This window comes from Thalassolituus alkanivorans, assembly GCF_020447205.1.
GTDB lineage: Bacteria > Pseudomonadota > Gammaproteobacteria > Pseudomonadales > Oceanobacteraceae > Venatoribacter > Venatoribacter alkanivorans.
This window is the reverse complement of the sequence record NZ_JAJAEL010000005.1, coordinates 105,527-129,063: the sequence shown is the minus strand read 5'-3', so window position 1 is coordinate 129,063 and position 23,537 is coordinate 105,527. Positions and strand designations below refer to the sequence as shown.

Sequence of the window (23,537 nt, the reverse complement as noted above, 5' to 3'; positions counted from 1 at the left end):
ACCTTTTAACAAGACATAAAGCCGCAGCAGGAACCCCATGAGTGACGATCCGATCCGTGCCAGCAAGATTTCCGACATCATCGCCAAACGGCTGGAAGCCATGATTCTGGAAGGCAGCCTTGCACCCGGCCAGAAAATGCCACCGGAACGCGAATTGGCACAGCAGTTTGAAGTGTCACGGCCATCACTGCGCGAAGCCCTGCATAAGCTCGAAGCGAAAGGCCTGGTTACCCGCAAACAGGGCGGCGGCACCTTTGTCTCAGCCGAAATCGGTCTGTCCTTTGTTGATCCGCTGATGCAGTTATTTCAGACCCACAGCGAATTTAATTACGACCTGCTGGAATTCCGCCATGCGCTGGAAGAAGTGGCGGCCCACTACGCCGCCCTGCGCGCCACGGAGACTGACCGGGAAATTATTGAACGGCGCTATAACGAATGGCTCGACGGCCATGTGCAGCGCATTGGCCACAAAGAAGAGGCAGAGCTCGACTGGCGTTTTCACCTTGCCATTGCCGAAGCATCACATAACGCGGTACTGCTGCACTCCATGCGCGCCCTGTTCAACTTATTCAAGATGACCATCGCCACCAACCTGGAATACCTGTACACCAAAGAAGACCGGCGTGATGAAATCCTGCGCCAGCACAGCGCGATTAAAGACGCGGTATTAAGCCGTGATCCGAAAGCCGCGCAACAGGCGGTGAATGATCATCTGGCCTTTGTTGAAGAAACCCTGCAACAGAGCAGCCGCTTTGAAAGCCACTCCAAGCGTTCCCTGCGCAGAATAGGCCTGATGCGCTAACGCTGGCGCAGAAACCAGGCCTCAAGAAAGTCGATACATTGCAGTACTCTGGCCGGCACAAAGTGTCTGGCCGGGTACAGCGCATACAGCGTCAGCTCTGGTTTGCGCGCATCCGGCAAAACCTCGACCAGCTCACCACTGGCAAGCGCCTCGCGGCATAAAAACTCAGGCACCAGCCCAAGTCCCAGACCGGATTTAATCGCCGTCAGCATAAAGATCACACTGTTGACCCTTAGCGTACCGCCAATGCGTACACCGTCGTCCAGCGGCCAGACATTCTTGCCCTTGAAATAACTGTATTCAAAGCAATTATGGCTGCGCAGATCATCAACCGACACAATCGGTTCATGCTGCTGCAGGTACTGCGGCGCAGCACAGACGTGATACCCAAAGCGTGTCAGTGGCCGGCCGACATAGGCCAGATCCAGCGGCTGACTGGAGGCACGAAACCCCAGATCAAAGCCCTGCTCCACCAGATCCACATCTTCGTCACCCAGATGAATATCCAGCTCAATATCCGGATAGGCGCGCATAAAATCGGCAAACATGCGCGACAACTCGGTGATTCCCAACGCCATCGGCGCATTGATTTTCAGCCGGCCACGCGGTGCCTGCTGCAGATCCTGCACAAAGCTGTCGGCTGCCTCCAGCTGCGCCAGAATCTCCCGTGCCCGCTGCAGATAGCCTTCCCCGGCGTGGGTTAACTGCACATTGCGCGTAGTGCGGTGCAACAGCCGGACTCCCAGATCCTCTTCCAGGCGGCTGACTTCCTTACTGATAACCGATTTCGATGTGTTCAGCTGCTCCGCCACCCGGGTAAAGCTGCCCAGCTCTGCCAGCCTGACAAACAGCTGTATTGCCCGAAGTTTATTCACTGCTCCCCACCTAAAACTGTTTCCAATTTGAAAACAACAGGTTCGCATTGTAGCTATATATCCAACAACACCGAAACCCTAATCTGTTTTCAGGTTGTGCGGCACCGCGCTCACACCCCGAACTGACAAACCCAATATTGAAGACCAACCACTGAAAAACGGAGAAGACTATGTACACACTCTATTTTCTGCCTGACGCCTGCTCACTCGCCACCCAGGTGGTATTGCGCGAACTGGGCCAGGAAGTGAACCTGATTCACAAGCAGCAGGTCAGCGATTTCAGCCGCATCAACCCGGTCGGCACCGTCCCTGTTCTGCACGATCCGGATAACAGCCAGACTCTGCGTGAAGGTGCTGCCATCATGATCCACCTGCTGGAAAAGCACCCCAACCCGATGTTCCCGCACAACGATGCCAACGCTCGCCTGCAGGCCATCCGCAACATCATGTTCGCCAACGCCACCATGCACCCGGCCTACAGCCGCTTATTTTTTGCCAGCTCAGCCATTCATGATGCCGACGCCCGCCAGGCCTTCTTTGCGACCGCCGCCGACGCCATCAGTGCCTTGTGGCAAGTGGTGGAGAATCAGCTGCAGGAGCAGCCATTTCTGGGCGGTGAACAACCTTCTGCCGCCGATATTATGCTCAGCGTTTATTCACGCTGGGGCGCGGCCTTTCCGGTCAATATTCAGATTGGTGAAAAAACCAGCGCCATGATCGACCGCGTACTGGCGATGGACAGCTTTAAGCAGGCATTAAAAGCTGAACAACAAACAGCCGATGCCCTGCGCCAATAAAAACGGACAAGAGAAGCGGATAACAGAAGCGGATAACAGAAGCGCAAGATGGAGACCTACGATGAATACGGATGCAATAACCACTCAGGATTTCGATCAGGTCTGCGCTTTGGTACAGGACTATTTCGACGGCCTGCACCAGGGCGACACACAAAAACTACGGCATATTTTTCATGCCGATGCGGTGCTCAAAGCGCCGGGTTTACGCCGCAATCTGGAAGACTGGCTGAGTCTGGTCGCTCAGCGCGAAGTGCCGGCACAGCGTGGTGACGCCTTCGGCTACCGGCTTCTGGCGGTAGACCTGCTCGGTGAGCAAGCCATGGTTAAGGTGTTGTGCCCACTACTGGGCCGCACCTATATCGATTTTCTCGGACTGTTAAAAGAAAACAATCAATGGCTCATCGTTAACAAAATGTACGCCGATGCATGAATGGAGATAACTATGCCTTACATTAATATCCGGATTACCGACGAGAACGTCAGTAACGAGCAGAAACAGGCACTGATACGCGGTGCCACACAACTGATGGTCGATGTACTGAACAAGCCGCCACAGGTCACCTTTGTGGTGATTGATGAAGTCCCGACAGATAACTGGGGGATTGGTTTTGATCAGGTAACGGAGATCAGAAAAGCGCAGTCTCAACAGTGAACGCAGCGGCTGGTAAATGATTATTTACCAGCCGCTGTTGCAGCACAGAATTTATGCCTGAAACGTCCAGGCAATAAAGCGGCTGACCTTCTGCCCCTGCGCCATCGGCACGGTTTTAATATCCGTCGCGCCCAGTTTACGCAGCAACTGCTTCAGTGCCGGAAGATGATCATGCGCTGATACCAGGCTGCTGAACCAGCCAACCTGAGCTGAAAACTCCACACTTTCGTGGATCATGCGCTTAATAAACGCCAGCTCCCCGCCTTCGCACCAGAGTTCATTCCCCTGTCCGCCGAAATTGCGCTTAACGGAGGCTTTATCACCTTTTAAATTACGCCACTTACGCCGCGCCTGCGCTTCGGCTTCTTTTTGCGAGGCAAAAAACGGCGGATTGCACAGGGTTAAATCAAAATAATCATCTGGGCGGATCATGCCGCCAAATAATTTCTCACTGTTTCGCTGCATCAGAATATTAATACTCTGCAGCGCCGGATTAGCGGAAATAATCGCATGGGCATTGCGGATGGCCGTGGCATCCACATCAGTCGCGGTAAATTGCCAGCCATAGGCGCTGCTGCCAATAATCGGATAAATCAGATTCGCACCGGTGCCAATATCCAACACCCGTGGTGTTGCATTAACGGAAGGTTTAGCCGACTCCGTCAACAAATCCGCCAGATAGTGAATATAATCGGCGCGCCCCGGAATCGGCGGGCATAAAAACCCGGCCGGAATACTCCACTGCTGCACGCCATAATGGTGTTTCAGCAAGGCTTTATTCAGACAGACAACGGCATTGTTATCGCTGAAGTCGATGGTCTGTTCACCGCGCGGATTCGCCTGCAGAAAATATTCAAGCTCCGGCACTGCCACCACCAGCGCTGCCATATCGTAACGGCCCTGATGCACATTACGCGGATGCAGCCCCTCGGGCTTTACTTCGCCATAGAGCGCTGAGGTTGTTTTTTCATCATCGCGGCGGGCAGGCGGTTTTTTGCTCTTCTGACCATAGGGCGCCTTAGCTGCGGCGTCTTTTCCTGAGGAAGGCTTGCCGGAAAATAATTTACCAGAAGAAGGCTTACGACTGCCGGATCTGTCAGAAGCGGACGCACCGGATTCAGCATTACGGCCTTTATAGGGCGCTTTTTCCGCTTTGCGGCCCTGATCACGCGCCTGCCTCCCTCCCTCCGGCTTATCGTCCGTGCGTGCACGGCTCGTGGCGGGACGATCATCGCGTTCACGCTTTGGTGCTGAGGATGTGCCCGGGCGGGTTTTGCCCGTTCCATCAGCGGTGGAGGCATCCGGGCGGGTTTTCCCCGTTCCATCAGCGGAGGATGCATCCGGGCGGGCTTTGCCCGTACCATAAAGAGAAGCGCCGGATACTTTTTTCGGCGCAGAGTCAGATGCAGCAGAATCAACAGGTTTGGTCACAGGAATCATCACAGAAATAACAACAGATAGCCGTGCATATTAGCATGCTCACAGCATTTACTCTGCGAACGATCGTCTTTACTAACAAGAGCGGACGAAACCGCAAAGAAGCTTCAACGAATTTCTACATTTATCAATTCAACAAACAAAAAAGCCCTGAAATCTCAGGGCTTTTAACAATCAGTTTAGCGTCACCCGATTGGGATCCGGATCGTCTGCATCCAAAATGCCGTCACTGTCGGTATCAACCGGGATTTCGATATTATCCAGCCATACCGCATCCTGCCCAACCACAGTGCCGCCGTCTTTCGTGTAGCGCCACTCAAAAGTATGTTCACCCGCTGTTACTATAAAGTCACCGGATGCCAACCAGCCCGTTTCACCTGAGTAGCTTGCCATTTCGACACCATCGATCATAAAGATCAACCGGTCGTAATCCTTCTCAGTGCTGGTTTTCACCCGGAAGCGAACGCTGCCGGAACCGGTCACCAATGACATCCCCAGGCTGGCGCTGCTGTTATCGGCTACGGTAGAGCCGATTTTCACTGCATAGCTGCCGGCATAGGCCTCATCGTCGCTGACCTGCCAGATTTGGCCACCATTACGCCAGTTCGGCGGCAGCTGCCCCTGCTCAAATCCTTCCATGCCCAGCTCTGACAAATAGGCTTCCTGCATCCAGGCCACCGGCATCGGACGGTTAACGTTGGTATTGGAACCTACACCGAGCTCACCGGAATAGTTGTTCCCCATGGCGTAGGTAATACCCTTACGCTGAATAAAGCTGGAGTTGCTGCCTGCTCCGATCAGATCGACCGAGTCAGCGATCAGGCAGCCAGTGGACGCCCCATAGGAACTGCATGCTCCCAATGCATCGCCATTGCCCGCCCCGTACAGCTCACCGTTATTCTTCAGCCAGATGGAGAGGTCATATCCAGCTGCAACCGCTGTGACGTCTGAGGCAATCCACACCGGCACATTGCGGTTGACTGTGGTGCCGTCGCCCAGCGACCCGCTGTACTCATTGCGTCCCCAGCCATACAAATCGCCTTGATCGTCAATGGCAAAACTATGGCCTCCACCCGCCGCTATCTGGCGAATACCACTGATTTTGCTGACGCTTTGCCAACCGGTGGCAGAAGAGCTGAAGTTACCGATGCCCAGCTGACCATAGCCATTGTCACCACTGGCCATTACAGAGCCATCTTCCAACAGAGCCAGCGCATGACCGGACCCTCCGGCTAACTGGCGGACGTTGGCGATGGAGTTATCGGGGTCAATCGATGACAAGCTGTAAAGATCACTACGCCAAACGCTGCCATCGTCCGCAAGAAGCCATAGTGAAGACCCCGCCTGTACAAGTTGGGTAAATACTGTACTTTCCGGCACGCTCAACTGCGCAGGCGACAGCTGACCACTCCCCGAGTTCAAGCCCCAGACCCATACCGAACCATCGGTACGCAGTGCAACAGAGCGATTGTAGTAAGCAGAAGCCAGGGCAAAATCTTTTACGTCCGTCATTGCCAGCACAGGAACATTACTAACAACTGTATCACCAGTGCCTAGTTGCCCATTACTGTTATTACCCCAGAGATAGAGCGCGCCATCGTCAAACAGAGCGCCACTATAATTTCCGCTCTCACTGCCTTCTATTTTCACCAAGACTGGTAATTGCGTATTGCGGATGCGGATCAGAATCTGGCCTTCTGCCGGACTGTACTCATCCTGCGCCGTATAGCCGATGCTCAGCCAGCCGATGTAATCCGCTGGCGCGGTATAAACGTATTCGCCATCGACCTGCTCCAGAGTACCGACGTCGGGCGAATCAATACTGATCAATTGAATGCTGCTGCCGCTCATATCGTTAGCAAGCGGGTCCAGCACCACGGTCTGGCTGTTGCCGACCTGCACCAGGTCGAGAACGGTTTTCAGATTGGCAACAATCGGGTTAGTACCAGCCAAAAACTCAGCGATGTTAAGTTCTCCATCGCCATCTGAATCATAATTCGGGTATGCATTCCAGTAATTACCGAAATACTGTACTTCCCATTCATCTGCCAGACCATCATGATCTTTGTCTTGGCTATATCCGGCATCGTCCGGAAAAGCGTCTATGCCATCGTGCACGCCATCGCCGTCGCGGTCGTCCAGCGGTTCTGTACCCGCCACAAACTCGTCGGCATCCAACACCCCGTCGCCGTCGGTATCGGCTGAGCCATCATTAGCCTCTAACCAACCGAAATATTGGTATTCCCATTCATCGGGCAGACCATCGGCGTCATTGTCCTGGCTATAACGTGCATCGTCCGGAAAGGCATCCATCGCATCCGAGATGCCATCACCATCACGGTCGTTTTCGCTCGGCACGGGTACGGTGACATAATCATCCAGATAATTCGGAATACCGTCGTTATCGGCGTCGCCCGGCGTTGGACCATGAATACCGTGAATAAAATCGAGATAGACTTTACCCGGAACAACAGGCTCTGAACTGCAGCAATAAAAAGGCGTTACCGACAAGGTTGCCTGATAGCGGCCAGCGGCAACGTGCGCAACAGCCACCAGCCATTGGTCATAGCCACTGATGCTGGAATTACCGTCAAAATTGGTCGGATTCGGTAACTCGATATAGTGGTAAGTGCCAAAGCCGTCTATCGGCTGCAATTCGAACGTTACGCGCAGCAACTGCTGGGGCTGTTCTACACCTTCAAAATAAATCCGGCTGGCAATATCACTTCCATCCAGATCCAGAACAAACGACAGCTGCGGATAGCCATTTGAATAGTCTCCAGCACCTCCCGCCATCAAAGAATGTTGGCCAGAATATGCGCGAGTATTGCTGACGCTCCACAAAACATTCGCTGTGTTAGTCCAGCCATCTGGCAGACTGCCGTTTTCAAAATCAAAACGCAGATGATTCAGTGGGCTGCCAGTCTTAAATGCCTGCAGATCGGAGATACCGTCGTTGTCGTAATCGGACGTTGCCGTTGCGGATGTCAGATCCCCCAGCAGTCGTAGCTCCCATTCATCGGCGATGCCGTCGCCATCGGTATCCAGTTTGTACAGAAAGTTCTGAGGAAAGGCATCTATTGAATCAGGCGCACCATCACCATCGGAGTCATTGTCACTCACCAGCCAATCAACGGTGATCTGACGCTCACTCTTATCAGAAAATGTCAGACGCATACTAATGGTGCCAGAACTGCCAACAGCCTCAACAGGGACCTGCCCGGTGATAGTTAAACCATCCCAGCTCTGCAATACCGTCAACCACGACGGCGCATCCAGAACTTCCACGCTGGCCGGATCGCAAGGCTCTAAGCTGTAGCCCCAATAATTGCTGTTAACGTATTCCCTGCATGGATAATCTTCATTGATGGAAACACCGGAAAACAGTTGCAGCGTATCGTTTTCCTGAATGGCCACACCATGTTCCGAGGCCTGAACAATAACCTCTTCAGAATCGGTATTGAACTCTGTGATGCGTACCCGCAGTGACGGATTAAGAACGAAACGGTCGTCGTCCGGTATCGCAACTGAAACGGCCTTACGGGTTTCTCCGGCTGGGATTAATACCGCGTAGCGGCGATAGTCGTAGTAGTAATAGTCACCGCTGTTGGAGAGGTTATATTCAATTTCCAACGGCTCAGCCAGTGGTGCAGACAGCACAAAATCAAAACTACCGCTTTCGCCTTCAACCAGACTACCTTCGACCCGCACGATGACTGCGGACGAAACCGTTACAGACAAATTGATTTCAGCCGTATTAACCCCATCATTAATAACGACTGAAAACGAAAAAGTGCCAGAACTTTCTGGTCGGCCTCCTAACTGAAGCTGACCATCAGTCCGACCAGTTATTTCGATCCAGTCAGGTTGATCTTTTAGCTCAACCTTAAGGTTCTCAGGCACCTCATCCCAGAACTGAAGTGTAGCCTGCCACCATTCTCCGATAGAAGCATCAGAGATGCTTGTCAGGTGAATGTTCGGAATCTGGTCGGCTTCACAGTTGTAACTGACACTGGTTACTTCTTCATCATCCAGATACTGGTCTGCATCGGCATCAAGGCCGACCATGATTTTGGTACCACCGCCAACACAATTGTTCTCGCCCTGAACCGGCAAAGTTCGTATCAGCAAACGGTCAAATGCGGCATTACCATCCGCACCATTTATGCCATTACAAATGTAATGAGTGGCCGTCACCTCAGTGCTGTCCAGCAGTCCATTGGTATTGAGATCGTCGCCCGCTTCTACCCTCAGGCCACCAGCTGCACAATTCTCACCAGCCGGTTCAACAGAGAGCAAAAGTCTCGGAACTGGCAAGGTAATTTCCCGCGAAATACCATTGCAGAGACTCTCGGACTGTAACACCTCACCTGCCTGCAAAATGCCATCGGCATTGGCATCGTTACCCGTTGAAATGGTTTTTCCGCCTGCAGGGCAAACCGTCTCGGATGCATCGGATAAACTCACCACCTGCACAGACTGCAGACACACTTTGTCGGAAGACAAGCGCTCACCATCGTCCAGCAGTGTATTGCCGTTTACGTCATTAAAGAGTTCAAAAACCTGAAATTGTCCGGAGCAGGAAGCATCGCCGGCGGCAAACGAGGTTGCCAGACGCACGTTAGCAACACTGAAAGACCCACCAGCTTCACCATTACAGACATAGGCAGAGCTGCTGATTTCATCGTCGCCCAGCAGACCGTCTTTGTTATCATCTGTGCCTGTTTCAATCTTCACTCCACCAGCCGGGCAATTGTCACCAGCGGGTTCGCCCCCCGTATTAATCAGTGCGGATGGCAGATATTCGGCATTGCCGTTACAAAGAACGTGGGATTCATCTACCTCTGCGACGGACAAAACCCCATCGGCATCATCGTCCCAACCAATGGATAGCTGCTTACCGCCTGCTGGACAGCTAGATTCCGGGGCATCATTAACGAAAAACAACGTCCGGTTTGCAGCACCATGACAGAGTACCAGTGTTCTACTGTCGTCGATCTCGACGTTATCCAGACGGCCGTTACCGTTGGTGTCGATACCAAGATGAATTTTAACCCCTCCATCCGGACAGGCTATTAGCGAAGCTGACATTGCTTCGACCACGGAGTCGAAATTTTTGACCGGAATATCAGGATTGGAATCTGTATTTTGACTGCCTCCATTAGACTCTGACTGACCACCAGTACTACCGCCACATGCGGAAATAAAAGCAGCAAAGGACAGTGTCAAAATACGACACATTCTCATAACGTTCATCCCTGACTATGTATTTTCGCGTGAGATTAAAAAAGTTTTTTATCAGTGTCAATGAGCGTTCACAACCAATCCGTATACTGACTCAATGAGTCACGTACGATAAAAACTCGCTATTTTACTTCGTAGATCGCCATCCAGCTCATCGTCACCCAAACAAACATTCCCAATAGGCCAATCATTTTACGTTAATACCTCGCAGCATAAAATTTCACATCATTATTGCCCTTTAACAAAAGGGCAGCTCAAAGTAACCCTTAGCGCAATAGAAAACGTCGGAAATAACCTTGACCGTCACAAAATTTATCTGAAGACAGCGATCACCCTAAACTCAAAGTCAGACGACAGACCTTACAAAACCAGATAAGCCGTAATGTCAGAAAGACTGCCCAAACAATCAAACTTCTTTATAGTCTGGATATCCATAACATTAGGTGCCTTATGAGCGAACTGATCGCCACTTTTATCTTCTTTTTTGCTGTAATCGACCCCATCGGTACCATTCCGGTGTTTATTGCGGTCACCGCTCTGCATAACGAAGCGACACGGCGAAAAATTGCCCTGCAGGCGACGTTATTCTCCGGCGCAATTCTGCTGTTTTTTGTGGTGGCCGGCGAAATCATTCTGACCGCCATCAATATTCCGCTGTCGGCGTTTCAGATTGCCGGCGGTATCGTGCTGTTCCTGTTTGCCCTGACTATGATCTTTGGCGAAGGCAAACCGGCTGAAGAAAAACGCATCGCCCGCGACGGCAGAGAAACCGCTATTTTTCCGCTGGCAGTGCCGTCCATTGCAAGCCCCGGCGCCATGCTTGGTGCGGTACTGATGACCGAGAACAACCGTTACAGCCTGCTCGAACAATCCCAGACCACGCTGGTTATGCTGTCGGTTCTGGGGGTGGTTTTTGTCCTGCTCCTGCTGGCCAGCCGGGTTCACCGGCTTATCGGTGATGGTGGCGCCAGTATTATCAGCCGGGTGATGGGGCTGATTCTGGCATCGGTGGCGGTGAATAATATTCTGTCCGGCATCAAGACCTACTTTTTGCTTTAACATGGCGCTGGCAGCATAGGCATTTATAAAATGCTGCCGGCTTCTGCATTAACCAAGTGCCAGCGGCACCTGCATTAACCAAGCGCCGGCGGCACCTGCATTGACCAGGCGTCGCCGGGCGCTTTGAATTAACAAACAGGATGTTTATGTCGTCTCAATCCAGACCCCTGCATAACCCGCTGTACTGGCTGCACCCGAAACAGATCTGGTCCCACGTCAGCGCTATTGATGAGCAGGCCGAGCAGGAGCGGCAGAATGTCAGCCCGGCAACCTTAAAAAACCGCGCCTGGGTTGTGATTTCCGTTGCCTGCGTTTGCTTACTGATGCTGCATTACCTGAAATACTCGAGCAATCTGCGTACTGCAATCCCGCTACTGGAAAACCTGTTTGCCATCAACAACCACCAGTGGCTGATCAGCTATCAGCGCAGCCAGTACCGCGAATTACTGGGCTATGTCTGGTGGGGAGGCTGGCACTTGCTGACCTTTATTATTATCCCGATGCTCACCATCCGATACGTGCTGAAGCAATCCGTCCGTGATTATGGCTGGCAATGGGGCGAGGTGCATAAGCACTGGTTAGGTTATTGCCTGCTGGCTACACCGATTGTGTTTTTTGCCATTATGGCCAGCTTCCGCGACGACTTCGCCAACCACTACCCCTTTTATAATCTGGCCCATAAAAGCTGGCTTGATCTGTTGCTCTGGGAGTGTATTTACATCACCCAGTTTATTGCCGTTGAATTTTTCTTCCGCGGTTTTCTGGTGAACGGCCTGCGGCCACAGCTTGGCAGTTTATCGGTCGCGGTGATGTGCCTGCCCTATCTGATGCTGCATTTTCCGAAGCTGTGGCTGGAGTCGACCGGCGCAATTTTATTCGGCTTTTTTCTTGGCATTCTGGCGTTAAAGTCACGCTCAATCTGGGGTGGTGTTGCGGTACATGTAATGATTGCACTGGCCATGGATTTTGCCGCGATGATTCAGACCAAAGGCCTGCCTGAGCAGTGGCTGCGCTGAGAGGAATATATCCTTAAGACTAAAGGTATTCGCGGGCATGGCCCGCTCCTACCCAAATATGCTCCTTTCAAGAGACGCCGATTTTTCGTAGGAGCGGGCCATGCCCGCGATAACACGCCTGGTTATAAAATCAGACGACGCACATCCGACAACAACGCCACCAGCGTGGTGAAGAAGCGGCCACAGTCAGCACCGTTAATCGCCCGGTGATCGTAAGAGACCGCCAGCGGCAGCATATTACGCGGCACAAATTCTTTGCCGTTCCACTGTGGTTTTATCTGCGCCTTAGACACGCCCATAATCGCCACTTCCGGTGCATTCACAATTGGCGTAAAGCCGGTACCGCCCATCGCACCCAGGCTGGAAATGGTAAAGCAGCCCCCCTGCATTTCGTTAGGTTTGAGCTTACCGTTACGGGCCTTTTCAATCAGCTCGCTGGCTTCACGGGCGATCTGGTAAATGCCTTTTTTATCGGCATCACGCAGCACCGGCACCATCAGTCCATTCGGCGTATCGCAGGCGATACCGATATGCACATAGTGTTTCTGCACCATATGTTCGCCATCATGATGCAGCGACACATTAAAGCTGGGCTCCAGCGTCAGGGCACTGGCCGCTGCCTTAATTAAAAACGGCAGCGGAGTCAGTTTAACGCCCTGTTTTTCCGCTTCCGCTTTCATCGAAGCACGGAAAGCATCCAGATCGGTAATATCCGCCTCATCAAACTGCGTAACGTGCGGCACATTCAGCCAGTTACGACTCATATTAGCCGCCGTGACCTTTTTAATTTTGCTCATCAGTTGCAGTTCAATCTCACCGAACTGTGCAAAATCAACCGCCGGAACCGCAGGAATACCAGCGCCAGAAGTCACCGCAGCAACGCCACTTTCAGCCTGTTTTACCAGCGCTTTAACGTAGTCACGGATATCGTCCTTGGTAATACGGCTACGGTCTCCCGTGCCTTTTACTTTGGTTAAATCGACACCCAGTTGTCGCGCCAGACGACGGGAAGACGGACCGGCGTAGACATTATGAATATCGGTTTTTTCCGCGCTGTTTGTCGTTTCAGACACGACAGGTGCGGCAGCTACAGGCACCGCAGAAACAGCAGCTGCTGTTGGCGCTGGTGCATTTTCCACCGCTTTATTTAACGCTGGCTGAGCCGATGTCTGTTGAGCTGATGCTGCAGAGCCCGGCTGTTCCTGTGTCAGCAGCCTGCCATACACCTGGCCCTCTTTCACTTTGTCGCCAATATTAATCAGCAATTCCTTTAATGTGCCGCCCTGTGGTGCCGGTATATCCATACTGGCTTTATCGCTTTCCAGTACGATCAGCGAATCGTCAGCACTGAGGGTGTCGCCAGGCCGCGCACAGAGTTCAATCACGGTGACTTCACTGGCACCGCCCAGATCAGGCACCACCAGATCAATCAGACTTTCCACACTATCTGCTGCTGAACCGGCGTTTATTTCTGCCGCAGGAGCCGCCGGAGCAGGCTCTTGCGCAGCGGCCGCTGGTTCTGCACTGATCTGCTCTGCATTGTTCTGCTCAGTGTCAGCAGAATCTGCTGATTCCAGCTCCAGAATGGCCGAGCCTTCAGAGACTTTATCGCCAACCTTAACCAGCAACGCCTGAACTTTACCGGCCTGCGGGCACGGAATTTCCATCGTTGCTTTATCGGTTTCCAGTACCAGTAAATCCTGATCGGCGTTTACGCTGTCGCCCACCGCGACATTAATTTCAATAATTTCCACATTCTCTGCACCACCGATATCGGGCACAGTCACAGTCAGTTTACTCATGATGGCCTCCTTCTCAGCACAGGGTCGGGTCGTTTTTGTCTGCCGCAATGCCTAAGGCTTTGCGCGCTTTCAACAGATCATCTTTAGTGAAGTGCTTACCTTCTTCGGCCAGGCTGCTGAGTGCGGCCAGTACGATAAATTCACGGCTGACTTCAAAGAAATGACGTAACTTTTTACGTGTATCACTGCGGCCAAAACCATCGGTTCCCAGCACCTTAAACCCTGCGGCACCACCACAGTTTTGCGGAATAAAGGCACGCAACTGCTCGCCATACGACTTGATATAATCGGTCGCAAGCACCGCCGGGCCTTTTTTATCGGCCAGTACCTGAGTGAGATACGGCACCTGCGCTTCAGCATCCGGTTTAAGCAGATTTTCACGCTGACAGCGCTGACCATCACGCGCCAGTTCGTTCACCGAGGTTACGCTCCAGATATCCGACTCAACGCCGTAATCGTTGCGCAGAATATCCGCCGCAGCTTCCACTTCACGCAAAATAGAACCAGCACCCATCAGCTGTACCCGGGGTTCGGTCGCCTTGGATTTCTTACCACCTTTCAGCAGATAAATACCTTTGATAATGCCTTCTTCGGCACCCTGTGGCATATCCGGATGGGCGTAGTTTTCATTCATGGTGGTGATGTAATAGAAGCAGTTCTCCTGCTGCCCGTACATGCGCTTTAAACCATCCTGAATAATGACCGCCAGCTCAAAACCATAGGTCGGGTCGTAGGATTTACAGTTAGGAATGGTGTGTGCCATTAAATGACTGTGGCCATCCTGATGCTGCAACCCCTCACCGTTTAACGTGGTACGGCCGGAGGTCGCGCCGATTAAAAAGCCGCGCGCCTGAATATCACCAGCCGCCCAGGCTAGGTCGCCGATACGCTGGAAACCAAACATCGAATAAAACACATAGAACGGAATCATCGGGCAATGGCTGTTACTGTACGCCGTCGCCGCCGCAATCCAGGCCGACATCGCACCGGCTTCGTTGATGCCTTCTTCCAGTATCTGGCCTTTCTTATCTTCCTTGTAATACATGATCTGATTGGAATCATGCGGGGTATATTTCTGCCCGGCAGAGGAATAAATACCCAACTGGCGGAACATACCTTCCATACCAAAGGTACGGGCTTCATCCGGCACAATAGGCACGACCCGCTGACCAATGTTTTTATCTTTAACCAGTTGCGATAACACCCGCACAAAACTCATGGTCGACGATAATTCACGTTCGCCACTACCGCTGAGCTGGCTCTGGAAGGCTTCCAGTGCCGGGACATTTAAAGGCTCAAAATCCGGACGGCGTGACGGTACAAAACCATGCAGCTGCTCGCGGCGTTCGCGCATGTATTTCATTTCCGGACTGTCCGGCGCCGGACGGTAATACGGCACGTCATCCAGCTGGTCATCGGTCAGCGGAATGGCAAAGCGGTCACGGAATTGCTTCAGCGCTTCTTTATCGAGTTTTTTCACCGAGTGAGTAATATTGGCCGATTCGCCGGCATCACCCAGACCATAGCCTTTTACTGTCTGCGCCAGCACCACAGTTGGCTGGCCTTTATGGGCAACGGCTTCCGCATAGGCGGCATAGACTTTAAACGGATCATGACCACCGCGGTTCAGTTTGCGGATATCGTCATCGGTCAGTTCGTCAGCCAGTTCTTTTAATTCCGGATAAGCGCCAAAGAAATGTTCACGGGTATAGGCCGGACCATTGGCTTTGTAGTTCTGCAGATCACCGTCACAGACTTCGTCCATGCGTTTCTGCAACATGCCGGATTTATCTTTTTCCAGCAGAATATCCCAGTGCCGTCCCCACACCACTTTAATCACATTCCAGCCGGCGCCACGGAATACGCCTTCAAGTTCCTGCATGATTTTGCCGTTACCACGAACAGGTCCATCCAGACGCTGCAGGTTGCAGTTAACGACAAAAATCAGGTTTTCCAGCTGCTCGCGCCCGGCCAAAGAAATAGCGCCGAGAGTTTCCGGCTCGTCACATTCACCGTCACCCAGAAAGGCCCAGACTTTACGGTCGCCACGGGCAACCAGATCACGGGCGGATAAATAACGCATCACGTGCGCCTGATAAATTGCCTGAATTGGCCCCAGCCCCATGGATACCGTCGGGAACTGCCAGTAATCGGGCATCAGCCATGGGTGCGGATAAGACGACAGACCATTGCCATCGACTTCGCGGCGGAAACTGTCGAGCTGTTGCTCGTCAAAGCGCCCTTCCAGATAAGAGCGCGCATAAATACCCGGTGCCGAATGGCCCTGAAAATAAATCAGGTCACCCAGGTGACCATCATCGTTGCCACGGAAAAAATAATTAAAAGCAACGTCATATAAGGTCGCGGCCGACGAGAACGAAGCAATATGACCACCCAGGCCTTCGTCGTTATCGTTGGCGCGCATCACCATCGCCAACGCGTTCCAGCGGATTAACGAGCGTATACGGCGTTCCATAAATAAATCGCCGGGCATGCGCTTTTCTTTTTCCGGGGCAATGGTATTGCGGTATGGCGTGGTAATGGCGGGCGGCAAAGCAACGCCTTTGGCCATGGCATGGTCGAAGAGTTTTTTCAGTAAGAAGGCAGCCCGCTCAGGGCCAGCGTGACGAATGGTGGCATGCAGTGAATCCAGCCATTCCTGGGTTTCGTAAACATCGACATCGTGTGTCATCTGAACTCCGGTCTCCTGATTGTACGTGCCGCAACCGATAAGTCCGGCACTGAGTCCGTTACAGCCTTATGAGCTGCAACCCCATCTAAATTGGTCTTACCTATTATCCTTTTCTTCAAAAATGATCATAGATAAGACCCTTTAGGTAGTTTTACCAAGGCCATTTCGTAGTACTTTTACAGAATAAAAGCCCATAAATCCTTGACAAAACCCAGTCTGCACTGAACAAACGGCGTTGACAATGGATTCCTGTAGTTTTTTTACAGAATGACCAATTTTTACCACCAAGGTCGTAGAGAGGAATTCAGGAGGCGCAAAAACGGAGAGCGACGCCCGACCAGTAACACTGCCCGGGCGTCCCGCTGATAGCGGTTAATTGAAGTGATAAACGAGCGCCAGCGACAAACTGCTACCAGACACCGACACGCCCGACTGGGTTTCCAGCTCCAGCAAGGTTGCTGACAATTCAGAGCTCCAGGAACGGCCGAGGTGATAACCCGCTCCCAGGCGCAAGCCATAGCTGGTGTCATACTTCACCGCTGCATTGCCCTGATAATCAATCCAGGGAGCAATCTGGCTGCGCTTAAACTCCGCCCGCAGTCCGGCACTGATATTCCAGTTTTGTGTTGGCCGGTAACCGGCGCCGAGATACAGCATCTGACCTTTTTGCTGCTGATCGTTGACCGTGGTAAAGCGCGCGCCCAGGGTGGCGCGGAGAAAGGACGTAGGATTTAAAGGCACATCAGCGCCGAGATGAAAGTTCACGCTGGGTGGGGTTTTAAAGTCCGGATTGTCGCTGCTGCGCAAAAAATCCTTACCATTACTTTCCAGCTCAGAAGACCAGAAAAAGCGCGTTCGTTCATTCCATACCTTGTCTATTTCCAGACTGGACTTCCCTTCCGGCTCATATGCGGAATAAACCGAAGAGGGATAGAAGATTGGCAAAGGTAATATAGGCAGCAACTGCCACGCGAAACAAATATCCCATTCTTTTCTGTTTCCCCGATGCCCTGGTTTTATCACCAGATAACGGGCTTCGCTATTGAGTACAACATAATGATCCAGATCGTCATCGCAGGCATCAATATCCACATAAGAGCTGGTTAACTGAATAACGCGAAAATGTTCATCCAGCACAACAATATCCGGCGCATAAAGTTTTCCGGCTACGGCTTCCACCCTGAAACTGATCTCCTTTTGATAGGGAGTGTCATCAAGGCTGATAGCCACAACCAGATCATCATCACCCAACCCGGTGAGCGACTGATAAGCAGCGTCCGGAAAGGTATTATTGCTGCTCAGCGAATAATAGGTCAGATCTGAATAATCTTTATTTTTACCTGCCTGCACAGGAGTAATAATTAACGCCAGCTGAACAAACAGCAGTATTTTTAATAAGTTTCCGTACATTTTTATCCATAAAGTAATTTCTCTGACGGGCTCAAGATTACAATAGAAATGGAAAGGATGACCGTATTATTAAAGTCGTTATCCCAAACAGCCTGTTTCAGCTACTGAACAACTTGGCCCGCACTTTTTTGCGGTATTCTGCCGGCGTCTGCCCGGCCAGCCGGCGGAAAATCCGGGTAAAATAACCACCGTCGTTATACCCCACGGCGGCGGCGATATCGGCCACACTCAGATTGGAGTTCTGCAATAAATCGCGGGCATTGTCACAGCGTAATTTCTGCAGATATTGCGTCGGTGTGGTACCGGTAACTGCACGAAAGCGCCGGTCAAACTGGCGCTCACTTAAACCGGCATCAGCCGCCAGCTGACTTAACAACAATGGTTTCTGCACATTTTGCTGCAGCCAGGTTTGCGCTAAGGCTATTACTTCATCGGGGTGCTGATGCGCCTGATCGGCGTAAAAGACTTTTTTCTCAAAGGGATTACGTACTTCCGGCGAGAACTGCTGCTCTACCTGCAACGCCAGCTCACGGCCATATTGCAGACCAATAAAATGCACCATTAAATCGGCACCGGAATTCACACTGGCCGCACAATACAGCCGGCCATCCTGTGTCAGCAGATGCTGGCGCTGCAATTTTACTTTGGGGTAATCGCGCGCGAACTGATCCAGATAATGCCAGTGTGTGGTGGCCGGCTTGCCATCCAGCAGTCCGGCCTCTGCCAGCAAACAAACGCCGGTACCAATGGCAATAATGCTGGCACCGGCTCGATACTGACGCGCCAGCCAGGCAATGGTATCGGCCTGCTGCGCCAGTTGCGGTTTTGGGTTACGCCACAGTGCCGGCACCACAATTAAATCGGTGTGTTCAACTTCATCCAGAATTTTGCTCGGGCGGATCTGAAAACCACCCAGCATGGTCAGCGGCTGTAATTGCTGTGCCACCACGTCTACCTGAAACACCGCACGCGGATCGCGCGCCAGACGTAATCGCGCCCGTGTGGCCTCAAGCATTTCCAGCGGAATAGCAACACTGGAACTGAGCATCTGGCCCATGGCCAGCAGGGTGACATGGCGGATCATTTCGGCTCCTTAAACGGCTCCTTAAACAGCAAGGGCAACATTCACTTAACAGAGGCTGCAACACTGCTGTGCCCTTTGCTCTGCAATAACGTCTTTTTTGTCACCATATTTGTCCAGAGTATCCTAATAGCTAAGCAGAATGCACTCCTACAATGGCCTTATTCCCCATTTGTCCGCCCGGCAGACGTTTTACCCCGCCGGGCCTGCGTTATCAGGAGAGCAATCATGAGAAAACTGGCCGTTATTACCGCCTTTGGTGGCATTAACGCTGCGGGCCGCAGTTCGGCACACCACGCCTATAAGCGTCTGGTTCTGGATGAGCTGGGCAGCCAACAGCAACAGGCCACCCTGAATGCTCTGGCACAAAGCATGAACCTGCCACTGAACGGCGATGCTGTCTGGCGTGAACAGATCATCAACGGCACTCTGGTACGCGGCTGGGACAATATTGACTGGGATGCCAGTGCCGTACCTTTTCACCAGCCATTTACCGACAGCGATGGCACTCCCTGCTGGCGTTTAAGCCATAAGCGCCTGGCGGTACAGAGCGCCGGACAAACACCCAAAGGCTTTGACCCGGCCGCGCTGTACCCATCACACCATCATCCCCGCGGACTGCAGATGGCGGTCTATGCCGCCTCCGACGCTCTGGGCCAGCTGGGTATGAACTGGGATGCTATCCGCCAGCGTTTACAGCCTGACGAAATCGCCGTTTATGCCGGCTCTGCCATGGGTCAGCTCGACGGTAATGGCCACGGTGGCATGCTGCAATCTTCCCTGCTGGGCAAGCGCACCAGTTCCAAACAATGTGCGCTGGGCCTGAGCGAAATGCCCGCCGATTTTATTAACGCCTATGTACTGGGTAATGTCGGTGCCACCGGCAGTATGGTCGGTGCCTGCGCTACCTTTTTATACAATTTAAAAGTCGCACTGGATGATATTCAGAGTGGCCGCCGCCGGCTGGTGATTGTCGGTAACAGCGAAGCGCCACTCACGCCGGAAATTGTCGAAGGTTACAGCGCCATGACGGCGTTGATTACCGAACAGAAATTACGCGACTTAGACGGTTTAAATACCGGACAAACTCCTGATTTCCGCCGGGCAAGCCGCCCGTTTGGCCATAACGGTGGTTTTACCATCGCCGAATCTGCGCAGTTTTTTGTGCTCTGTGATGATGAATTAGCACTGGAATTAGGCCTGACCATTCATGCCGCGGTAGGTGATGTATTTGTAAATGCCGACGGTTATAAAAAATCCATATCCAACCCCGGTGTCGGCAACTACCTGACCATGGGCAAAGCCATGGCCGAAGCCCGCCGCTGGCTGGGTGAAGATGCCCTGCGTCATGGCTCTTTTGTTCAGGCCCACGGCAGCAGTACGCCAGCGAACCGTACAACAGAGTCGCATATTTTCAGCAAACTGGCCGGCGCCTTTAATATCCAGAACTGGCCGGTAACCGCCGTTAAAGCACACCTCGGCCACTCCATTGCCGCCGCCTCCGCCGACCAGTTATTGATGAGCCTCGGCAGCTGGGCTAACCATATGATTCCCGGTATTACCACGACCACCGAAATTGCCGACGATGTGCACCAGCAGGGGCTGAATATTCTGCTGCAGCACCAGCCGATTAATGCCGAAAAAATGCCGTTAGCCTTTATTAATGCCAAAGGTTTTGGCGGTAATAACGCCTCCGGATTTTTTGTCAGCCCGCAGCAAACGCATAAATTACTGGCACATAAATACGGTCCGCAGCGCTGGAAAGACTATCTGTCACGCAATGAATTTATTCAGCAACAGGCACAGGATTACGATCAGAATATGACCGCCGGGAAGATTAAACCGCGCTACTGTTTTGGTGAAAATGTGCTGGAACCGCAAGACCTGCAGATTTCCGACAGCGAAATCCGTATTAAAGGCTGGGAGCAGGCCGTCAGTCTCTGACGGCTGCTCTGTTTTTGATCGTGCTGTATAAACTTTATTTAAATAACCGTGCGCCGTTACTGGTTAAAAATTAAGTAGCGATGCGCCGCTACTCCGGCCATTACACCGGATGCGGAAGCCAGCGTGGCATTATGCATTGGCATTGCCGTATCACCGGCGGCAAACACACCCGGCACGCTGGTCTGGCGCATGGCATCGGCGCTGATCATCAGCCCGGTGGGTGCCTCTTCGGTAGCGAGCCCCAATTGCTCAACCAGTGCCTGCGCAATCTGAGTTTGCGGCGCCACATAAACGGCGCCGACCGCAATACGGCGACCATCGGCCAGACGTACAGCTGACACCGCATCACCCTCTCCTTCAATAGCAACGATCGGCGTGCGCTCAATGACGACGCCACGCCGTATCAGAACCGGCAGAAGGTCATCGTCCGGCTCGAAATCGCCCTGCGTGAAATACGTAGTCGGCCCCCAGTCCGGCAACATCGCGGCCTGCATCGCCGAATGCGCTGAACCAGCCAGAACGGCAATCGGCTGACCACGCAGTTCATAACCGTGGCAGTAGGGGCAGTGAATTACGCTTTTACCCCAGCGCTCTTTCAGACCCGGAATATCCGGCAGCTGATCGGCCACACCCGTCGCCAGAATTAAGGTTCGCCCTTTTACCTCCTGGCCATCGTCACTTTGCAGCACAAAGCCCTCTTCGCTCTTGCGTGCCGCCGTGACGCGGGTCTGACGCAGGCTGACCGTTGGGTAGGCCAGCAAGGGTTCAAGCGCGCGCTGACGTACCTCGGCCGGAGAGACACCATCGAGGGTGAAAAAGCCGTGGGATGCTTCGGCAAAACGGTTGCGTGTTTCCCCGGCATCAAGAATCAGCACCTGACGCTGGCCGCGGGCCAGTTGCAGCGCCGCCGATAAACCGGCAAAGCTGCCGCCGATGATCAGGCAATCGTAGATGTCCGGCGTACGGGTCTGAATGTTAAAGGTATGGCTGTTTTGTGGGTGAGTTGCGTGCGTCATGACATTTCCTCCGTCTCATTCACTCACGAAACAATATAAGTTACTTAAGATGAGAAAATCAACTCATGATACTTTTAATGTGTCATGATAAAACCGCGTAGAATATGCGCCATCAGCCATCGCCACTCACATCACGGATACATCATGAGAAAAGACAGCCGCCTGTCACGCATGCTGCACGTACTGGTTCATATGCATTACCAGACCGCTCCGCTGACATCGGACCAGATTGCGCAGATGCTGCACACCAACCCGGTGGTGGTAAGGCGCACCATGGCGATTCTGAAAGCCGAAGGCTATGTAAGCTCGGGCAAAGGCCACGGTGGTGGCTGGCAACTGGCCACACCGCTGGTCGACATTACGCTGCAGGATATTCACCGCGCACTGAAAGAAAGCTCGTTATTTACCATCGGTCTGACCGACGAACACACCGCCTGCCCGATAGAACAGGCGGTAAACGGCGCGATTACCGATGTATTGCAGGAAGCCGAAGCGCTGGTACTGGAGCGCTTCAGCCGGGTGACACTGGATCAGCTGGCCGTGGGGTATTCGCCCGACGGGCGCTTGCCCGCAGCTACTGACAAAGCCACCGACAAAACGGCCGGCAAAGCAGCCAACCCAGAGTGACAGAAGCAGTAAAACTTAAGCAGCCTTAGCCGGCAATTTTGCCCAGACCTTACCGCGGTGTTCTGCATAGATATCACGCACCCACTGCAGCGCCGGACTGTCAGCCCATTGCTGCGCCGGCCCGGCCATTTTGGCGCGGAATTCTGCTTCACCGTAAATAGGATGTTCACGTGGACAGGCCAGCGGCGCCAGAATGGCCGCTGCGGCAATATCGGCAAACGAAAATGCATCGCCTACCAGATAACGGCATTTCTTGCTCTGCCTTCCCTGCTTTTCCTTTTGCCCTTTTTTGGGCTGCCCTTTTTCCTGTTCACCTTGCTCCAGCTGCTGCAAGCGCTGCTCCAGCCAGCGGATTTCAGCATTAATCAGCTGCTCTGCCTGCGTCACCGCACGCGGATAAATACGCAATTTAATTCTGAATGCCGGTTTAATCAGTGGGTACGCCAGCGTAATAAAACGCCGTTCCCAGGGTTTTGCAAACTGCGTCCAGATGGTGCGGATTAAGGCATCATGGGCAAAACCCGGCAGATATAAATAACGCGCAATGGGCTTACCAATGGCATCAAAACGTTGCTGAATGGCCAGTATTTCCTGCTGTTTTTCGCTGGGCATACTGTCCAGCGGGCTGTGATGCCCGGCCAGCCAGTTAACAATGCGTGGGCTGTCCTGAATGCAGGTTTTACCGCTTTGCAGTAACGGCACCGTGGTCTGCGCGCGCCGCCCTTTCAGCCACATCGGTACAGTATGCAGCGCCGGCGTCAGCGCAATTTCCTGATAGGGAATCTCTTCATAGTCGAGCAGCCAGCGGATTTTCTCGCTGTAATGCGACATATTAATGGTGAATAACGTCAGCGCCCTGTTTGCCATACAACCACTCCGGCAGAAAAGCGGCTATTGTGCGCACGCCCGTACACCGGGGTAAGGTTCAAACCGGAGAGAATAAAGGCCGGAAAACCCCTGTCGGTGGCGTAGTTGGCAAAAAACTGAAGGCTGACAGGCAATACACTGCCAACAGCAAGAGGTTAAAAAAAAGCGCAGCCAAATGGCTGCGCCTTTTCAGATTCGTTTATTCAGCGGGAGGCC

General features: G+C 52.8%; 17 protein-coding genes. 8 read left to right on the top strand and 9 right to left on the bottom strand.

Annotated features, from left to right (window positions below; genetic code table 11):
* Window positions 1-37 precede the first annotated feature (37 nt).
* Entirely contained in the window at window positions 38-802 is a 765-nt protein-coding gene (locus LGT44_RS01625; protein ID WP_145468331.1) for a GntR family transcriptional regulator, read from the top strand.
* On the opposite strand, the gene LGT44_RS01620 is transcribed toward LGT44_RS01625, so the two are convergent.
* Window positions 799-1,677: a LysR family transcriptional regulator gene (locus LGT44_RS01620; RefSeq protein WP_230330954.1), complete on the bottom strand. Its 879-nt coding sequence runs from the start codon at window positions 1,675-1,677 to the stop codon at window positions 799-801. The two genes, LGT44_RS01625 and LGT44_RS01620, sit on opposite strands and share 4 nt — an antisense overlap.
* A gap of 170 nt (window positions 1,678-1,847) precedes the next feature.
* Between LGT44_RS01620 and LGT44_RS01615 the strand changes: the two genes are divergently transcribed.
* From LGT44_RS01615 to LGT44_RS01605, 3 genes are all read left to right on the top strand, one after another.
* Window positions 1,848-2,474: a glutathione S-transferase family protein gene (locus LGT44_RS01615; protein WP_230330953.1), complete on the top strand. Its 627-nt coding sequence runs from the start codon at window positions 1,848-1,850 to the stop codon at window positions 2,472-2,474.
* Between the two features lie 61 nt (window positions 2,475-2,535).
* Window positions 2,536-2,904 (top strand): nuclear transport factor 2 family protein, encoded by a 369-nt coding sequence (locus tag LGT44_RS01610; protein WP_230330952.1) that lies wholly within the window; start codon window positions 2,536-2,538, stop codon window positions 2,902-2,904.
* A 12-nt stretch (window positions 2,905-2,916) separates the two neighbouring features.
* Window positions 2,917-3,126, top strand: a complete 210-nt coding sequence (locus tag LGT44_RS01605; protein ID WP_230330951.1) for a tautomerase family protein — start codon at window positions 2,917-2,919, stop codon at window positions 3,124-3,126.
* Between the two features lie 51 nt (window positions 3,127-3,177).
* Here LGT44_RS01605 and rlmF read toward each other — a convergent pair whose 3' ends face one another.
* Entirely contained in the window at window positions 3,178-4,557 is a 1,380-nt protein-coding gene (gene rlmF / locus LGT44_RS20075) for a 23S rRNA (adenine(1618)-N(6))-methyltransferase RlmF (RefSeq protein WP_328296328.1), read from the bottom strand.
* 180 nt (window positions 4,558-4,737) lie between these two features.
* Window positions 4,738-9,654: a DUF7151 family protein gene (locus tag LGT44_RS01595; protein ID WP_230330950.1), complete on the bottom strand. Its 4,917-nt coding sequence runs from the start codon at window positions 9,652-9,654 to the stop codon at window positions 4,738-4,740.
* Between the two features lie 603 nt (window positions 9,655-10,257).
* Here LGT44_RS01595 and LGT44_RS01590 point away from each other — a divergent pair.
* Complete coding sequence (locus LGT44_RS01590; protein WP_225692572.1) at window positions 10,258-10,866, top strand: MarC family protein; 609 nt, start codon at window positions 10,258-10,260, stop codon at window positions 10,864-10,866.
* Window positions 10,867-11,012: 146 nt separating this feature from the next.
* On the top strand, window positions 11,013-11,882 hold the full coding sequence (locus LGT44_RS01585) for a CPBP family intramembrane glutamic endopeptidase (RefSeq protein WP_230330949.1): 870 nt from the start codon (window positions 11,013-11,015) through the stop codon (window positions 11,880-11,882).
* A 122-nt stretch (window positions 11,883-12,004) separates the two neighbouring features.
* Here the strand turns inward: LGT44_RS01585 and aceF are convergent, their stop codons facing one another.
* The 4 genes from aceF to LGT44_RS01565 all read right to left on the bottom strand — a co-directional run bounded on the left by aceF (window position 12,005) and on the right by LGT44_RS01565 (window position 18,870).
* Window positions 12,005-13,684, bottom strand: a complete 1,680-nt coding sequence (aceF, locus tag LGT44_RS01580) for a dihydrolipoyllysine-residue acetyltransferase (RefSeq protein WP_230330948.1) — start codon at window positions 13,682-13,684, stop codon at window positions 12,005-12,007.
* Between the two features lie 13 nt (window positions 13,685-13,697).
* A complete protein-coding gene (gene aceE / locus LGT44_RS01575) occupies window positions 13,698-16,376 on the bottom strand; it encodes a pyruvate dehydrogenase (acetyl-transferring), homodimeric type (protein WP_230330947.1) in 2,679 nt (892 codons plus the stop codon).
* A gap of 372 nt (window positions 16,377-16,748) precedes the next feature.
* Entirely contained in the window at window positions 16,749-17,786 is a 1,038-nt protein-coding gene (locus LGT44_RS01570) for a hypothetical protein (RefSeq protein WP_230330946.1), read from the bottom strand.
* A 97-nt stretch (window positions 17,787-17,883) separates the two neighbouring features.
* Complete coding sequence (locus LGT44_RS01565) at window positions 17,884-18,870, bottom strand: GlxA family transcriptional regulator (protein ID WP_225692568.1); 987 nt, start codon at window positions 18,868-18,870, stop codon at window positions 17,884-17,886.
* A 225-nt stretch (window positions 18,871-19,095) separates the two neighbouring features.
* Here LGT44_RS01565 and LGT44_RS01560 point away from each other — a divergent pair, with 225 nt between their 5' ends.
* Window positions 19,096-20,811 (top strand): beta-ketoacyl synthase, encoded by a 1,716-nt coding sequence (locus LGT44_RS01560; RefSeq protein ID WP_230330945.1) that lies wholly within the window; start codon window positions 19,096-19,098, stop codon window positions 20,809-20,811.
* Window positions 20,812-20,867: 56 nt separating this feature from the next.
* On the opposite strand, the gene LGT44_RS01555 is transcribed toward LGT44_RS01560, so the two are convergent.
* Window positions 20,868-21,827 (bottom strand): NAD(P)/FAD-dependent oxidoreductase, encoded by a 960-nt coding sequence (locus tag LGT44_RS01555; protein WP_230330944.1) that lies wholly within the window; start codon window positions 21,825-21,827, stop codon window positions 20,868-20,870.
* Window positions 21,828-21,971: 144 nt separating this feature from the next.
* Here LGT44_RS01555 and LGT44_RS01550 point away from each other — a divergent pair, with 144 nt between their 5' ends.
* Window positions 21,972-22,454: an RrF2 family transcriptional regulator gene (locus LGT44_RS01550; RefSeq protein ID WP_230330943.1), complete on the top strand. Its 483-nt coding sequence runs from the start codon at window positions 21,972-21,974 to the stop codon at window positions 22,452-22,454.
* A gap of 15 nt (window positions 22,455-22,469) precedes the next feature.
* Here LGT44_RS01550 and LGT44_RS01545 read toward each other — a convergent pair whose 3' ends face one another.
* A complete protein-coding gene (locus LGT44_RS01545) occupies window positions 22,470-23,321 on the bottom strand; it encodes a glutathione S-transferase N-terminal domain-containing protein (protein WP_230330942.1) in 852 nt (283 codons plus the stop codon).
* Between the last annotated feature and the right edge of the window lie 216 nt (window positions 23,322-23,537).

Bases quoted from the DNA above. Each gene is read 5' to 3' on its own strand.
- LGT44_RS01625 (WP_145468331.1), top strand. From the start codon at position 38: ATGAGTGACGATCCGATCCGTGCCAGCAAGATTTCCGACATCATCGCC.
- LGT44_RS01615 (WP_230330953.1), top strand. From the start codon at position 1,848: ATGTACACACTCTATTTTCTGCCTGACGCCTGCTCACTCGCCACCCAG.
- LGT44_RS01610 (WP_230330952.1), top strand. From the start codon at position 2,536: ATGAATACGGATGCAATAACCACTCAGGATTTCGATCAGGTCTGCGCT.
- LGT44_RS01605 (WP_230330951.1), top strand. From the start codon at position 2,917: ATGCCTTACATTAATATCCGGATTACCGACGAGAACGTCAGTAACGAG.
- LGT44_RS01595 (WP_230330950.1), bottom strand. From the start codon at position 9,654: ATGTCAGCTTCGCTAATAGCCTGTCCGGATGGAGGGGTTAAAATTCAT.
- LGT44_RS01590 (WP_225692572.1), top strand. From the start codon at position 10,258: ATGAGCGAACTGATCGCCACTTTTATCTTCTTTTTTGCTGTAATCGAC.
- LGT44_RS01585 (WP_230330949.1), top strand. From the start codon at position 11,013: ATGTCGTCTCAATCCAGACCCCTGCATAACCCGCTGTACTGGCTGCAC.
- aceF (WP_230330948.1), bottom strand. From the start codon at position 13,684: ATGAGTAAACTGACTGTGACTGTGCCCGATATCGGTGGTGCAGAGAAT.
- aceE (WP_230330947.1), bottom strand. From the start codon at position 16,376: ATGACACACGATGTCGATGTTTACGAAACCCAGGAATGGCTGGATTCA.
- LGT44_RS01570 (WP_230330946.1), bottom strand. From the start codon at position 17,786: ATGTACGGAAACTTATTAAAAATACTGCTGTTTGTTCAGCTGGCGTTA.
- LGT44_RS01565 (WP_225692568.1), bottom strand. From the start codon at position 18,870: ATGATCCGCCATGTCACCCTGCTGGCCATGGGCCAGATGCTCAGTTCC.
- LGT44_RS01560 (WP_230330945.1), top strand. From the start codon at position 19,096: ATGAGAAAACTGGCCGTTATTACCGCCTTTGGTGGCATTAACGCTGCG.
- LGT44_RS01555 (WP_230330944.1), bottom strand. From the start codon at position 21,827: ATGACGCACGCAACTCACCCACAAAACAGCCATACCTTTAACATTCAG.
- LGT44_RS01550 (WP_230330943.1), top strand. From the start codon at position 21,972: ATGAGAAAAGACAGCCGCCTGTCACGCATGCTGCACGTACTGGTTCAT.
- LGT44_RS01545 (WP_230330942.1), bottom strand. From the start codon at position 23,321: ATGGCAAACAGGGCGCTGACGTTATTCACCATTAATATGTCGCATTAC.